Genomic DNA, 15,111 nt, shown 5'->3' with positions numbered 1-15,111 from the left:
TAGATGAATTTAAAAGGTAAAACAGCGGTTGTTACAGGTGGTAGCAGAGGTATAGGAAGAGCAATATGTGTTCGTCTTGCTAAAGAAGGTGCTAATGTTGTTACATGTTATGCAAACAGCAGCGCAGCAGCAGAAGAAACAGTAAAACTTTGCCAGGAGTACGGCGTAAATGCTGTATGTGTAAAAGCTGATATTTCTGTTAAAGAAGATGTTGAAGCGCTTTTAGCAGAGGCTCAGAAGATCACAGGTGCTATAGATATTCTCGTAAACAATGCAGGTATTACAAGAGATAAGCTTCTTATCAGCATGAAGGATGAAGACTTTGATGATGTTATCAATACAAATCTTAAAGGAACATTCTATGCAATGCGAGCTGTTGCAAAGCTTATGATGAAGAAGCGTTATGGACGTATTGTCAATATAAGCAGTGTTGTAGGTGTATACGGAAATGCCGGACAGATCAACTATTCTGCAAGTAAGGCAGGAGTTATCGGTATGACCAAGTCACTTGCAAAGGAACTTGGAAGCAGAGGCATTACATGTAATGCAGTTGCTCCGGGATTCATATCTACAGATATGACAGCTGTACTTTCTGATGAAGTAAAAGCAAATCTTGCTGCTAATATCGCTCTTAAGAGAATAGGTGAACCTGAAGATGTAGCAAATGTAGTAGCATTTCTTGCATCAGATGATGCGTCATATGTTACAGGTCAGGTTATTGAAGTATCAGGCGGAATGAATTAATCAAGAAGGAGATATACATGAGAAGAGTTGTAATAACAGGTATGGGCACTATTAATCCTGTTGGTCATGATCTTGAAGAGACATGGACAGGAATCCAGAATGGTGTTTGCGGTATCGATTTCATCAAGCAGATAGATACATCTCAGTATAAAGTTAAGATAGCTGCAGAAGTAAAAGATTACGAAGCAGATAAGTATCTTGATAGAAAAGAAGCAAGACGTATGGACAGATATACTCAGTTTGCCATGATTGCATTCAGAGAAGCATTTAAGGATGCAGGCATCAGTATTGAAAATGAAGATCCATACAGATGCGGAACAATTATATCAAGTGGAATTGGTGGACTTAAGACTATCGAGAATGAATACATCAAGGGTCAGTCAAGAGGATTTGAGAAGATATCTCCTTATTTCATACCTATGAGTATTGCCAATATGGCAGCAGGTGAGATAGCTATAGAAGCAGGTTTCAAGGGTGTTTGTGAAAGTATCGTAACTGCTTGTGCCAGCGGAAGCAATGCAGTAGGTGAGGCTTTCCACTATATTCGTGACAACTATGCAGATGTTATGCTCTGCGGTGGTTCAGAAGGATGTATCTGTGATCTTGGACTTGGCGGATTTACAGTAATGAAAGCACTTAATACAGGAAATGATCCTAAGCGTGCATCTATTCCATTCGATGCTGAAAGAGGCGGATTTGTAATGGGTGAAGGTGCCGGTATCCTTGTAATCGAAGAGCTTGAGCATGCAAAGGCAAGAGGCGCTAAGATCTATGCTGAGATAGTAGGATATGGTGCAACTTGTGATGCTCATCATATCACTGCTCCGGACCCGACAGGAATGGGAGCTGCAAATTGTATGAGCAAGGCTGTAAAGGATGCAGGAATTGAACCTAAAGATATTGATTATATCAATGCTCACGGAACATCTACTCATCTTAATGATGCAGGCGAGACAGCAGCTATAAAGATTGCTTTCGGCGATCATGCAAAGGAACTTATGGTTAGTTCGACAAAGTCAATGACAGGACATCTTCTTGGAGGAAGCGGCGCTCTTGAAGCAATCATTTGTGCTGAGGCTCTTCGTGACGGATATGTTCCTGCTACAATTAACTACAAGAATCCTGATCCTGAATGTGATCTTGATATTGTACCTAATGAAGGAAGAAATGTTGATATTAAGTATGCAGCGTCAAATTCACTTGGATTCGGCGGACACAATGCATGTCTTGTATTTAAAAAATGGGAAAATAAATAATTAAGAGTATTTATGGCTTAAACGGGAGGCATAAAAAGATGGAACTTTCATCAAATGATATTCAGAATATTTTACCTCACAGATATCCTATGCAGTTAGTTGACAAGATTGTTGATTTTGAGCCGGGAGTATTTGCTGAAGGTATCAAATGTGTAACTGTAAATGAGCAGTTTTTCTGTGGACATTTTCCACAGGAGCATGTTATGCCGGGGGTGCTCATCATTGAGGCTCTTGCACAGACAGGCGCCGTATGTATCCTTTCAAAGGAAGAGAATAAAGGAAAGATTGCTTTCTTTGGCGGTATTAAGAATGCAAGATTTAAAAAGCAGGTTAAACCGGGAGATGTACTTAATTTAAGATGCGAGATCACTTCAATGAGGGGATCCGTTGGTTTCGGAAAAGCAGTAGCAAGTGTGGATGGAAAGATTGCAGCAACAGCTGAAATATCATTTGTTATTGGGGAAGATAAGGAGTAATATGTCAAATCCGTTATCAGAGGTTTATGGTAAATTCAGAGTGCATTATTACAGAGATGTGTTTAATCGAATTCAGGCGAGAGAATTATCACTTTCGGCAGTTGAGGTTTATTGCGTTGAGATCATTAAGGCACTGAATAAACCAACAATAAATGAATTTGCAAATTTCATAAATATTTCTTCGCCGAATGCGACATATAAAGTTAATTCACTTATTCAGAAGGGATATGTAGTAAAGGTTCAGTCGGAGACAGATAAGAGAGAATACTATCTTGATGTTACCGAGAAATTTTATAAATATTGGAATCTCAGTGAGAAGTATCTTGATATCGTTGAAAAGCGACTTGAGGAAAATCTTACTGCAGAAGAATTTGAAACATTTAATTCGATCCTTAAGAAGATAAGTAACGAAATGATGCCGGAGGTTGGACTTCCGGAGAGAGAGTAATATCATATGGATAAGATTATTGAAGCTATTGAATTCATAGAATCAAAAACTATGAGAAAGTATCTGAACGGACTTTATGCTTCGGGAAATCTCAGCCTTTCAAATGAAGATATGCTTGCTATCGTCTGGAATATGAAGGGCGATATCGATATGAAACAGGCATTTTTAATGAGTTTCACAGATGATGACAGAGCAGGGAAATGTGCAGTTGAACTTGTTAAAAGGATTGAAGCATTCAGAAGTTTTATCAAGGAAAATCATGATGATCTTGTTTATGTACTTACTATGAATGATAAATTCTACGGAGTATATAACAGATTTGATGTTGCCCGTGATGACTATAAAGAAGTCTGGGGTGACGAGGGATTATTTAACGATATGATACTTGAGATATATGATCCGAAAGGAAGTATGTTTAAGGGTCGTATCTTTATAAATAAATCTTTTGATGTCCTTGGATTTGATCTTGGCCTGGATGTTATTAATGACAATAAACTGTGGGAAAGAGGAGAAACAGATGATATTATCAATCATTATGTTGATATTCCTTGTCCTTTCAGTATAGGCGAGAAAGTTACGCTTCCATCATCTTTGGATTGTTTTGAGATTTTTGAAATTCCCGGAAATGATGATAGCAGGGAGAAAATGTTTACGGATCTTACAGTTAAAGCGTATATCTGTGATGATGACGACGTTGCAACTGAAGAAGAAGTGGAATTGGATCTTCTTACTATCGAAAAAAGCAATATTTTGATTTAAATGTCTATAAGATGTTTGAAATATACTAAAACAGACGTGGCCATAATATTTGTGGCTACGTCTGTTTTACTGTATGAAATGTTAGTAATATTGTTAAGTTAACAGTTGTATTATTAACTGAAATATTCTATAATTAGAAATGGTGCAAAGATAAAAGGATGGACCATTACAATCCATCCTTTTACATTAGTGAAGGTTAAAAGTATTTATATGATTAAAGAAGATTAGAAAATCTCCTTTAACAGGGGGCGTATTAATCATTTGTTATGTGCTTATAATAAGGCATTTAAAAGTATTAGTATACAAAAATAATGGCTTATGTATAAAATTTATGACAAATCGATATTTTTCATGAAGGTTGGTGTTTATGGCAAGGTTTGAAGACGAATTTACGGACGTTTTATTTCAAAAACGTGAGAATGATATCAGACATCCGGGGTATGAATCAGAAATGACATTCTATCATCTTATTGCCCAGGGCAGGATGAAAGATATGAAAGAATATAGAAAAAGTACACCTGCATTTAATGCAAAAGAAAGAGGGGTACTTTCAGATGATCCTATTAAAAATACAATGTACCATTTTGTTGCTATGGCAAGTCTTATTTCAAGAATTTGCATAAGCAATGGTATGGAACCTGAGATTGCATATGAAATGAGCGATGTATTTATCAGAAGAGCTGATAAGGCGCGTTCAAAAGAAGAGATAGATGCAACCAGGGAAGTCATGATAGAAGCATTTACAAGTGAGATGGGTAAGAGAAGAAATATCAACGTTAAGTCATCTCAGATAATTCTTTGTCTTGATTATATAAATGATCATCTTCATGATAATATTTCCGTGACGGATTTGGCAGAATATGTTAAACTAAACGAGACTTATCTTTCTAAACTATTTAAGAAAGAGATGAAATGTTCTATAAGTGAACATATCAGAAGTCAAAAGGTAGAAGAGGCAAAGAGCCTGCTTAGATTTTCAGATAAGACAAGTATAGAGATTGCAACAGATCTGGGATTTACATCGCATAGTTATTTTATAAGTGTCTTTAAGAAAGAAGCAGGAATGACACCAAGGGAATACAGGAATGAAAACTTCAGAAAATTCTAGAGAAAGAAAAAATATCCTCAGGAAAGCATTCGGGATATTTTTACGTATCGTCGTAGCCGTCGTTGTTCTGGCGATATTTGTCACGACTTTTATAAATTTATATATCATTTTTCATGTTAAAGGAAGAGTAGTAAGTGTTAATAGTGCACCTGCGGATTATGACTGCATCCTGGTGCTTGGTTGCAGTGTGCATTCTGATGGTACACCTAGTAAGGTTTTACAGAAGAGACTTGATCTTGCTATCAAATTATATAAGAAAAATGGTGGAAAGATCCTCATGAGCGGTGATCATAAAACAGATTATTACAACGAAGTATATGTAATGAAAAATTATGCTATTTCAAGAGGAGTTAAATCAGAAGATATATTCCTCGATCATGCAGGATATTCGACATATGACAGTATTTACAGAGCTAAATATGTTTTCGATGTTAAAAAAATGGTCATCGTAACTCAGGAATATCATGTTTACAGAGCGCTTTATATAGCTGAGCGTTTTGGCATTAATGCATATGGTGTCGGAGCTAAGGACGTACAGAGCCAGGTGCTTCATAATAATGTAAGAGAAATCTTTGCAAGAGATAAGGATTTTGTTACATGTATACTTAAACCTGAAGCTGAAGTATCAGGTGACAAGATTTCACTTTCAGGCAATGGTGATGATACCAATGACAAATAAGGACGGAGATACTGTTCTATGGAATTTAAAGGCATAGTAAAGAAAGATCAAGGCAGATTCATTACAAGATATGATCTTACATATAAAACCGAAGACGGTTTTGATAAGGTTTATGAGATGATAAGCCGTGATAATGACATAAAGAGTTTTGAAGAGTTACATGACAGACCGGCAGATGCTGTTGTTCTTATTATGCACAGTGAAGATGGCGAGAGAATCCTTATCAATAAAGAATTCAGACTTGCGCCGGGTGAATGGGTATTTAATTTCCCTGCAGGACTTATAGATCCGGGTGAAGATTATAAGATGGCTGCAGAGAGAGAACTTAGAGAAGAAACAGGATTGCAACTTGTAGAGATAGAAGATGTAATTGCCGAAAGTTACAGTGCTGTAGGTTTTTCAAATGAAAAAAATATATGCGTTGTCGGATGCTGCAGAGGTGAGATTACCGGAAGTGATTCGTCTCTCGAAGAGATAGAAGCAGGATGGTATACCAGGGATGAAGTAAGAGAACTTCTTAAGACTGAGAAGTTTGCAGCGCGTACACAGGCATATTGTTATATGTGGGTCAAAACAAAGTGATTTCTAAGGCTGTAAATCCATTGAATGTATTTGCAGCCTTTATTTTGATTAGTTGAAGTGTGCATTTGATCAACTGATAGGGGCTGATGTTGATCGATGAAGTTAAAAGTATTTGAAAGAGGATAGAAGGGGGAAATATGGACAAAGCAGGGAAGATAAAAGAACTTAGGGAAATGACCGGAATGAACAGGAGAGAATTCTGCGATTATTTTCAGATTCCATACAGAACTGTTACTGAATGGGAGAGAGATGAGAGGCATGCTCCGGATTATGTAATAAGACTTTTGGATTATTATATAAAGGCGGAAAAGTTGGGCCTAAAAAATGATGAATAGTTGCATTATTACTTTGATTCTGTTAAGGTTATTATCGCGGAATAAGTGATAAATCATCGCTTATCGTGATTGAAAAACAATAGGAAATTTACTATAAAGCTAAAGATTTGGAAGTGGTATTGTGGCAGAAAAAAATGCATTTAATTTATGTAAAAAGAACTCGAGAGTTATGTGGGTTGATGTTGCAAAAGGACTTTGTATGTTTGTGGTAATTATGTCACATACAGTACATGCCGAAGGTGAAAAATCATTCCCGCTGATCAGTAGAGGGATGGCGATGTCTTTCCATATGCCGTTATTTTTTATCTTAAGTGCATATACATTCCATTTTTCAGAAAATATGGAGCAGTTTAAAAAGGCTGCGATTAAATCGGCGAAGCGACTTTTGATACCTTCACTGATAATATTCGTCATAAGAATATTTATGTATGATAAGATACTTACGGAAGGTGGAGTGAGTCTTGAGTATTTTATAAAAAAATCGCTTAGCTTGCTCTTTTCAAGTGGTGTAGGAATCAATTTCGCAGGATTGGATGTACCGGCATTCGGAATGATCTGGTTTTTGATGGTTTTATTTGTAGCAAGAGTATTATTTGATTATATCCATCTTGTGTTCGAAGAGAAGTATGTTTTTCCGGTATGCGCTCTTTGCTCTATTGTCGGAGTAACACTTGGAAAAAGTACAACGACATTTTTAGCTATTGATATAGCATTTGCGATACTTCCGCTTTTTTGTTTCGGATATAAGCTTAGAAATGTGAATTTCGAGAATAAGAAACCGCTTATCATTATAAGAGACGCGCTCATAGCAGGGGCTGTCTGGGGAGGCCTTTTATATGTAACTTTCCCGGATTACAGACATGTTAGTTACCTTGAGCTGGCTCCGAGAAATTATCCAATCTACCCGCTGTGTTTTATAATAGCGATAGCAGGAACTGTTATGTTTTGTAAGATTTGTTGTCTTATAGATAAGATTCCGGGCCTTGCGATCATACTTAGATTTATAGGTAAAAATTCATTATATTTATATATGATCCACTGTCTCGATATGATATGGGACAAGCTGTGGGTTGATTATTCATCTCAGAAGATTCAGGTTCTGATGAGATGCCTTACTGATTTTGGAGCATTTCTTATATTGATAGTAATCCTTTATGCACCGAAGCTTTTGATCAGTAAGAAGGTTAAAGAAGTGAATTAAAGAAGTGAATTAAAGAACTACTAAATATATTATAAAATGGAGACTAATATGAATATTGGACTTATTATAGCAGGAGGTTCGGGTGCGAGAATGCATCAGGATATCCCAAAGCAGTTTATAACAGTAAATGAAAAGCCGGTTATAGTTTATACACTTGAGGCGTTTCAGGAGCATCCTATGATCGATGCTATTGCGGTAGTATGTATCGAAGGATGGGAGCAGGTATTATCTGCATATGCACGTCAGTTTAATATCACAAAGCTAAAATACATTGTGCCGGGCGGACAAAATGGCCAGGGCTCAATCAGAAATGGTGTTTACGAACTCGAAAAGCATTTTTGTCCGGACGATATTGTTCTTATTCATGATGCTATCAGACCTATGGTTTCAGCAGAGATCATTTCCGACTGCATAAGAATTACACAGGAAAAAGGTAATGCAATCACTGTAATCCCTTGTGCTGAAGCTATGATGCAGACTGAGGATGGCGTCGTTTCATGCGGAAGTTATCCAAGAGATAATCTTAAGAGAACACAGACACCGCAAGGATTTAAGCTTGGAGATATCTGTCAGCTTCACAGAGATGCACTTGAGAAAGGCATTACCAATTCAGTTGCATCATGTACTCTTATGATTGAAATGGGTAACCAGGTATATTTCTCTAAGGGTTCAGAGAAGAATATCAAACTTACGACAGTAGAAGATATTGATATATTTAAAGCACTTTTGATGGCGAAAAGATCGGATTGGCTTAAAGACTGATAAGTTGATCTTTGATAAATGATTGGAAATTAAGGAGCTGTTTCATGAAATATTTTAGCAAGGAAATACAAAAAGACGGATATATCTACAAGACGGCCGGCGTTAAGGCGAGAGATGATGTAGATGCAATCCTTCGAGATGCCGGATTTAAGGAACTTCTTATTCCGACTGTTGGCGATGAAGATAGAAAAGAAGCAGGAAAAGTTAAGAAGCTCATGGCACATTTCAGAATAAGAAATGTGTGGAACAAGGAAACAAAACATATGGGTAAAGGCGATATTTTAGTTATCCAGTACCCTACTATCGAGCATAGCATTTTCCTTACTTCTGTTTTAAGAGATCTTAGAAAAAGGGGAGTAAAGATTTATTTCCTGATTCATGATCTTGAATATATCAGACTTGCAGTTCCGGGAAATGAGGAAATGACAAGTGCAAAGAGTAAGAGACTTGAGCTTGAGCAGAAAGCACTTCATTTTGGAAATAAGATCATCGTTCATAATGAGGCGATGATAGATAAGATGGTAGAGCTTGGCTTCAACAGAAAGAAACTTGTTTCACTGGAGATATTTGATTATCTTATTCCGGATTATGATTCTCAGAAGATGACTGAGAGAAAGAATAGTAAGGATATGCCGGTTATAATTGCCGGAAATCTTCTTAAGGCGAAGGCTGAATATGTATACAGTCTTCCTGAGACAGTGGAATTTAATCTCTTTGGTGTAAATTACGAGGATGAGGAGAAGAAGAATATCCATTATATGGGATCATTCCTTCCTGATGAACTTCCTTATAGTCTTGATGGAAGCTTTGGTCTTGTTTGGGACGGAAATACTTCTGAAACCTGTTCGGGAGTATATGGTGAGTATCTGAAGATCAATAACCCTCATAAAACATCACTTTATCTCGCATCGGGAATTCCTGTGATCATTTGGAGTAAAGCAGCTCTTGCGGGATTTATCTGTAATAATAATGCCGGTTTCGCAGTTGATTCTTTATATGACATTCCGAAATTCATAGAGAATCTTACACTGGAAAAGTATAGTGAAATGAAGAAGGGAGCAGAGTTCCTTTCAAAGAAGTTAAAGAGCGGATATTTCACAAAGCAGGCAATTGAAAAATGCCTCAAAAAAGCAGACTGATTATTACGGACATAACACAAATAGCAATATCCGATCGGATTATCTGGAAAGGATAACTTATGGAGGATAAAAACGAATTAAACAGTCACGAGATAACACAGATGAATCTGGCTTATAAAAGAACCGATCTTTCTATCATCAGAACCGAACTTGCAATAAGCAATACGAAGCTTTCTGTTGAGCAGACTCATCTATCATTTCTTAGGACCATAGTTTCATTGATTGGTAGTGCGGCAACAATTTATAAAGCACTTCCGGCTCTGGGAGTATCTAATATATTCTCATCTGTACTTGCAATATTTCTTGTTTTGGCTGCTGTATATTTTATAATCAGAGACAGACTTACATATCCGAGACTTAAGGCGAAAATTAAGGATATAGAAGAGCAGAAGGAGCGTCTTGTCCTTGAAAGAAGATATAGTGAAGAGGCAGATGATTGATACAAAAAAATATTTGTAAAGATAAAATAAGAAACCCGCGGGACAACAGTTCCGCGGGTTTTCTTGATAGAAATATATTTAATATTTAATCTCATTTGTATCTACCTTTAATGTGTAGAGTTCATTATGAGTTATCTGATGTTCTTTATCAGGTATTACCATATAATCACCGTAAAGATTGCTGAGGTAAGTATCATATCCGACAGGAATAGGAAGTTTTCTTCCGCAGAAATCAACACGTACAGCTTCTGCCATATGCTTTCTTTCGATGGTTTCTCTGTCCCAATAATGAACAGCTAAACTTACACCGACAAGATTTGATGTATCGAAATCATATTTACGAGCTGAAAGATTCATACGAAGAGCAATACCACGAGCACTGAGATGCTTTGTGAAAAGTCCCATGATCTTCTTGATGGTTCTGTATTTCTCATCTTTTACAAATGCTTTTCTGATGGTTGAGTTTCTGATGATTTCAAGAACCTGAAGCTTTTTATAAAAGAATTTTCTTGCGAGACGACCGTCAGGAAGTCCGTCTATTGGCATAATATCTGCAAATATTCCGATCTCTTTATCATTTACATTTTTGTAAACAACAGATGTTCCTTTACGCCATACTCGTGCAAATGGTCTGACCCAGGTCTTGTCAATCTCACAAGATGAGAGACCGTATTTTGCTTCATATGCTTTGCCGAAGGTTTTAAGGAATTTCATATAATCCTTTCTCGGCATCATGATATCTACATCGTCATCCCAAGGGATAAATCCGTTATGTCTTACAGCACCGATGCATGAACCACCGGAAAGATAGTAACGGATATTGTTCTCGGTACAGAAGTCATCGATATCACATATTATTTCAAAAAGAACTGACTGCATCAGCTCAAGTTTTTTACTGTTTTCTACTATTTCCATGATATTGTCCTTTGAAATGTTATTTGGCTATCTCAGCGTAGTGTCTGTTTCTTTCGGCTTCCGGAGGTGGAGTCATGTAATTCGGACCGAATATAGTTGTAAGAACGCCATCTGCGTCAACAGGTCCGTTAATCATTTCACCTTCGAATTTATATTTCTTAGCTGACTTGAAATATTTTCTGTCGAATATCTCGTCGAACCCAAAAGCAGCAAGATAATCAATAACATATTTTGTATTTGAATCAAATGGATATTTCATAAGTATCTTATTAAGCTTATGAAGACATAAACGGTAGTCGACAAATTTGCCGATCCATTTGAAATGAGAAGCTATTTTGATAGCAATCTTTCCTTTGCGGCTTCTTTTTCTTTTCTGATCTACTAACTGATCATACTGAACTATATTGTTGAGATTCCACCAGAAACTAAGATGAATCTTGTGGATTGTACTTTTAAGTTTAGAACCAGGGAAACCATCAAGAGGAATGACATCGATCCAAACATATTCTTCACGAGGGATGTTAGCCATGTTGATAACAAGCTTCATCTCTTTTGTGATAAGTCTGGCCCATGGATATCTTGAATTGCCTTTCTGATACATCATGAGAGAATAGCCTTTTTTGAACTCTTTTCTGGAGAGGCGGATAAACTTCTCATAATCCTCTCTAGGCATTCCTACATCTATATCATCATCCCATGGTATGAAACCGTCATGACGTACGGCACCAAGGAGAGTTCCGGCAAGCATATAATACCTGAGATTATGCTTTTCGCAGACTCTTATGAAGTCTTTTAAAAGATCAAACTCCATTAATTGTAATTTTCTGAGTGTCTCTTTATCCATAATTAAATGCTTATCTCCATTTTCATTATTGTATTTCGAGCAAATTATAGTTTAATATAAGTTGTTCTGTCAATGAATGTTTTTTGATATTTAATTAAGCTGAAATTCAAGGTGTTGAATTAAATATGTAAAAATGTTAAACTGTCATATTAGTATAGTGGTCATGAAGTAGTTGACCGCATTAATATTATCAATCATTTCGGAGGTTTTTTTATGAAGACTGTCTATACCTGTTTTAGTACTGATGTTATTCATGATGGTCATGTTAATATCATTAATAATGCAAAAAAGTACGGAAAGGTTATCGTAGGTTGTCTCACTGATAAAGAGATGATCAGATGCACAAAATTCCCGACAACAACCATTGAAGAAAGAATGGAACTTTATAAAACAATAGATGGAGTTGATGAAGTAATTGTTCAGGACAATATGCTTTATGATGATGTTATCGAGAAGCTTCATCCTGATTATGTTGTTCACGGAGATAATTGGAAGAGCGGTGCTGAAAAGTCGGTAAGAGATCATGTTGAAGCGCTTTTAAATGCATATGGCGGTGAGATCATCGACGTGCCTTATACATATAATGAAGATGTTAAAAAGGTTGATGACAGACTTAGAGAAAAACTTGGAATGCCTGAATACAGAAGAAAGAGACTTCGTCAGCTTATAGAGATGACACCTGTTGTAAAGGTAATGGAAGCTCATTCGGGACTTACAGGACTTATCGTTGAGAAGACTGTTGTTGAAGGTGATAACGGAAGACTCGATCAGTTCGACGGAATGTGGGTTTCATCTCTTTGCGACAGTACAGATAAAGGTAAGCCGGATATCGAACTTGTTGATATGTCATCAAGACTTAATACCATAAATGATATCATGGAAGTTACTACAAAGCCTATTATCCTTGATGGAGATACAGGCGGACTTACAGAGCATTTTGTATATAATGTAAGAACTCTTGAAAGAATGGGTGTAAGTGCCATAATCATCGAAGATAAGACAGGCTTAAAGAAGAATAGTCTTTTTGGTACAGAGGTTGTTCAGACTCAGGATAGTATAGAGAATTTCTCTGAGAAGATCAGAGCAGGTAAGAAGGCTCAGCTTTCTGATGACTTCATGATAATTGCCAGAATCGAAAGTCTTATTCTTGAGCGTGGAATGGAAGATGCACTTGAAAGAGCATTTGCATTTGCAGCTGCCGGGGCTGACGGTATCATGATTCACAGCCGTAAGAAAGACCCAACAGAGATCTTTACTTTCTGCGATAAGTTTAGAGAGAAAGATAAGAAGACACCTATCGTTGTTGTTCCTACTTCATTTAACCAGGTTACTGAAGAAGAACTTGCATCACATGGCGTAAATATTGTTATCTATGCTAACCAGCTTATGAGAGCAGCTTTTCCTGTTATGAAGAAGACAGCTGAAGGTATACTTAAGGCTCACAGAGCAAAAGAAGTTGATGATTCACTTATGCCATTCAAGGATATCATCAGACTTATCGATGAGATATAAAATAAATTATTTGAATCGTATTGGAATAGGGAATATTTAATTATGAATAATAAAAAATATCTTATTCTTTCTGATATACATGGAAATGTCAGTGCTTTTAATTCAGTCTTGGAAGACTGTAAGAATGACGAATTTGAAGGCATTATAATTCTTGGTGATTGTATAGATTACGGGATGAGATCGAATGATATAATTGAATCCATCATAAAGCTTGGTGCCGGTGAGTGGAAAAACAAGATATTGGTTAATATCTGGGGAAACCATGAGAAACTGGTTGTAGATAAAGATCTTGAAAGATTATCATCCGACAGAGGAAGAGTAATGGCGAAATATACAGCCGGCAATCTTACGGATGCTTCGGTTGAATACATTAATACCAAGATGAATAAAGCGGGATTCGAAGAAGTTACGATAGAAGGATTTAAATTCCTTGCCGTTCACGGATCTATGCAGGATAATTTCTGGAAGTCGATCATGCCAGGTGAATTGAGAGGCGATTATAAAGAATATGATTTCGTACTCTCGGGACATTCACATTATCCGCATTGCTTCGCAGAATTCTATGATGTGGACGATCCGGAAAACAGGAATAAAAAGGCAGTTACATTTATAAATCCGGGTTCGGTGGGACAGCCTAGAAATCATAATCCTATGGCGCAATATGCTGTTCTCAGCCTTCCTTCGAAGAGGGTTGAACTTCGTGCTGTTGAATATGATATTGAATATGAGCAGTCACTTTTCCCTGATGAGATAGATGCTTTTTATAAAACAAGACTTACAAGAGGCGTTTAAAGATAAAGCATATCAAATGTGCTGATATAGAAAAGAGGTAAATGATTTGAAGACTTTATATGTTATAAGCGGTGTTACCGGAATGACAGGTAATGAGCTTGTTAGACAGATTCTTGCAGATAAAGCATGTGAGGATCACATCATTGGTTTCGATAATTTCTACGCATCATCCATTGAAACCGTTAAGGATTCATTAGATGATAAGCGTTTTGATTTCTATGAATATGATCTTAATAACGAATCAGAGATGAATGATATAAAGGATAAGGTGAAGAACCTTACCGGCAATTTCGATGAAACAGTTTATATCAACTGTGCGGCAGTAGTTCATACAGAACATTTTTATCATGTATATGAAACATATGAGACAAATGTTACAGGTATGAATAATTTCCTTCAGCAGGCAATAGAAGTCGGCGCTAAGAAATATATCAACTGCTCTACATCAGAAGTTTATTCTATGAGCTCATGGAATGAAAATGGTGGAGTAAGCGAGTCGGATTATCTTACGTTATCAAATGCAGAGCATTCACAGCGTACAAGTTATGCAGTAGGAAAGCTTCTTACAGAGTTCTTCATGAAGGACGCGGTAGATAATGGAAAGATTCTCGGATGTTCTATAAGATTTGCAAATGTATATAGCAAAAATGAACGTTATCCAAAACATATCATTCCGTTTATCATCAATAGTTTTAAAGATAACGGAAAAGTAGTTCTTCTTGAAAATTCAAAAGTAAACAGAAGAACATTCTTAAATAATTATGACAGCTGCAGTGCTGTTCTTGCGCTTGCCAAGACAGATTCTGCACTTGACGGTACAGTTTATAATGTTGCAACAGATGAAGAGATATCTATGATAGATCTTGCAAAGCTCTGTGCATCTAAGATGGGAATCACAGATCCTGTAATAGAATTTGAAGGATACAGAAAGTCGGATCCGGAAAGAAGAATTCTTTCTACAAAGAAGATCAAAGAAAGAACTGACTGGAAACCTGTTATAAGTCTTGATAAAGGACTTGATGAATGTATCGAGAATTATCTTAACAGTTAATCATAAAATATCACCCGTAATCATACGGGTGAATATTTTGCTTTATAGGAGATTTGATTATTCAGTCA

Annotated in this window: 18 protein-coding genes; 16 read left to right on the top strand and 2 right to left on the bottom strand. The window is 36.6% G+C overall.

The annotated features are described in order from the left end of the window. Positions 1-3: 3 nt before the first annotated feature. The 13 genes from fabG to B5D25_RS00790 all read left to right on the top strand — a co-directional run bounded on the left by fabG (position 4) and on the right by B5D25_RS00790 (position 9,929). The gene (fabG, locus tag B5D25_RS00850) at positions 4-744 is read left to right on the top strand and encodes a 3-oxoacyl-[acyl-carrier-protein] reductase (protein WP_078785851.1); all 741 of its coding nucleotides are present in this window, start codon (positions 4-6) and stop codon (positions 742-744) included. Positions 745-755: 11 nt separating this feature from the next. Continuing rightward, positions 756-2,000: a beta-ketoacyl-ACP synthase II gene (gene fabF, locus B5D25_RS00845; protein ID WP_090168290.1), complete on the top strand. Its 1,245-nt coding sequence runs from the start codon at positions 756-758 to the stop codon at positions 1,998-2,000. Positions 2,001-2,038: 38 nt separating this feature from the next. Beyond that, positions 2,039-2,476, top strand: a complete 438-nt coding sequence (gene fabZ, locus B5D25_RS00840) for a 3-hydroxyacyl-ACP dehydratase FabZ (protein WP_078785849.1) — start codon at positions 2,039-2,041, stop codon at positions 2,474-2,476. Position 2,477: 1 nt separating this feature from the next. Continuing rightward, positions 2,478-2,924, top strand: coding sequence for a MarR family transcriptional regulator (locus tag B5D25_RS00835; RefSeq protein WP_078785848.1), 447 nt, complete (start codon positions 2,478-2,480; stop codon positions 2,922-2,924). A 6-nt stretch (positions 2,925-2,930) separates the two neighbouring features. Beyond that, on the top strand, positions 2,931-3,683 hold the full coding sequence (locus B5D25_RS00830) for a hypothetical protein (protein WP_078785847.1): 753 nt from the start codon (positions 2,931-2,933) through the stop codon (positions 3,681-3,683). Positions 3,684-4,050: 367 nt separating this feature from the next. Further along, positions 4,051-4,791 (top strand): helix-turn-helix domain-containing protein, encoded by a 741-nt coding sequence (locus B5D25_RS00825; RefSeq protein ID WP_078785846.1) that lies wholly within the window; start codon positions 4,051-4,053, stop codon positions 4,789-4,791. Beyond that, positions 4,769-5,470, top strand: coding sequence for a SanA/YdcF family protein (locus B5D25_RS00820; protein WP_078785845.1), 702 nt, complete (start codon positions 4,769-4,771; stop codon positions 5,468-5,470). The genes B5D25_RS00825 and B5D25_RS00820 overlap by 23 nt, the downstream gene beginning before the upstream one ends. 18 nt (positions 5,471-5,488) lie before the next feature. After that, complete coding sequence (locus B5D25_RS00815) at positions 5,489-6,052, top strand: NUDIX hydrolase (RefSeq protein ID WP_078785844.1); 564 nt, start codon at positions 5,489-5,491, stop codon at positions 6,050-6,052. A 137-nt stretch (positions 6,053-6,189) separates the two neighbouring features. Then, positions 6,190-6,387 carry a helix-turn-helix domain-containing protein gene (locus tag B5D25_RS00810; RefSeq protein ID WP_078785843.1) on the top strand — a complete coding sequence of 66 codons (198 nt, stop codon included), beginning with the start codon at positions 6,190-6,192 and terminating at the stop codon, positions 6,385-6,387. Between the two features lie 121 nt (positions 6,388-6,508). Next, complete coding sequence (locus tag B5D25_RS00805) at positions 6,509-7,588, top strand: acyltransferase family protein (protein ID WP_078785842.1); 1,080 nt, start codon at positions 6,509-6,511, stop codon at positions 7,586-7,588. A 48-nt stretch (positions 7,589-7,636) separates the two neighbouring features. Next, positions 7,637-8,350, top strand: coding sequence for an IspD/TarI family cytidylyltransferase (locus B5D25_RS00800; RefSeq protein ID WP_078785841.1), 714 nt, complete (start codon positions 7,637-7,639; stop codon positions 8,348-8,350). 44 nt (positions 8,351-8,394) lie between these two features. Continuing rightward, complete coding sequence (locus B5D25_RS00795; protein ID WP_078785840.1) at positions 8,395-9,489, top strand: glycosyltransferase; 1,095 nt, start codon at positions 8,395-8,397, stop codon at positions 9,487-9,489. Between the two features lie 59 nt (positions 9,490-9,548). Further along, entirely contained in the window at positions 9,549-9,929 is a 381-nt protein-coding gene (locus B5D25_RS00790) for a YidH family protein (protein ID WP_078785839.1), read from the top strand. Positions 9,930-10,007: 78 nt separating this feature from the next. Here B5D25_RS00790 and B5D25_RS00785 read toward each other — a convergent pair whose 3' ends face one another. Both B5D25_RS00785 and B5D25_RS00780 read right to left on the bottom strand, forming a co-directional pair. Further along, entirely contained in the window at positions 10,008-10,844 is an 837-nt protein-coding gene (locus B5D25_RS00785) for a LicD family protein (protein WP_078785838.1), read from the bottom strand. A gap of 19 nt (positions 10,845-10,863) precedes the next feature. Further along, the gene (locus B5D25_RS00780) at positions 10,864-11,688 is read right to left on the bottom strand and encodes a LicD family protein (RefSeq protein ID WP_078785837.1); all 825 of its coding nucleotides are present in this window, start codon (positions 11,686-11,688) and stop codon (positions 10,864-10,866) included. A 213-nt stretch (positions 11,689-11,901) separates the two neighbouring features. Between B5D25_RS00780 and aepX the strand changes: the two genes are divergently transcribed. Genes aepX through B5D25_RS00765 form a run of 3 tightly spaced genes read left to right on the top strand, consistent with a single transcriptional unit; the run spans position 11,902 to position 15,043 of the window. Further along, positions 11,902-13,200 carry a phosphoenolpyruvate mutase gene (gene aepX, locus B5D25_RS00775; RefSeq protein ID WP_078785836.1) on the top strand — a complete coding sequence of 433 codons (1,299 nt, stop codon included), beginning with the start codon at positions 11,902-11,904 and terminating at the stop codon, positions 13,198-13,200. 42 nt (positions 13,201-13,242) lie between these two features. Continuing rightward, a complete protein-coding gene (locus B5D25_RS00770) occupies positions 13,243-13,992 on the top strand; it encodes a metallophosphoesterase family protein (RefSeq protein ID WP_078785835.1) in 750 nt (249 codons plus the stop codon). Positions 13,993-14,038: 46 nt separating this feature from the next. Further along, the gene (locus B5D25_RS00765; RefSeq protein ID WP_078785834.1) at positions 14,039-15,043 is read left to right on the top strand and encodes an NAD-dependent epimerase/dehydratase family protein; all 1,005 of its coding nucleotides are present in this window, start codon (positions 14,039-14,041) and stop codon (positions 15,041-15,043) included. Positions 15,044-15,111 lie beyond the last annotated feature (68 nt).

It is taken from the genome of Eubacterium ruminantium (assembly GCF_900167085.1).
Taxonomy (GTDB): Bacteria; Bacillota; Clostridia; order Lachnospirales; family Lachnospiraceae; genus Eubacterium_Q; species Eubacterium_Q ruminantium.
This window is presented reverse-complemented; position numbering and strand designations above follow the sequence as displayed.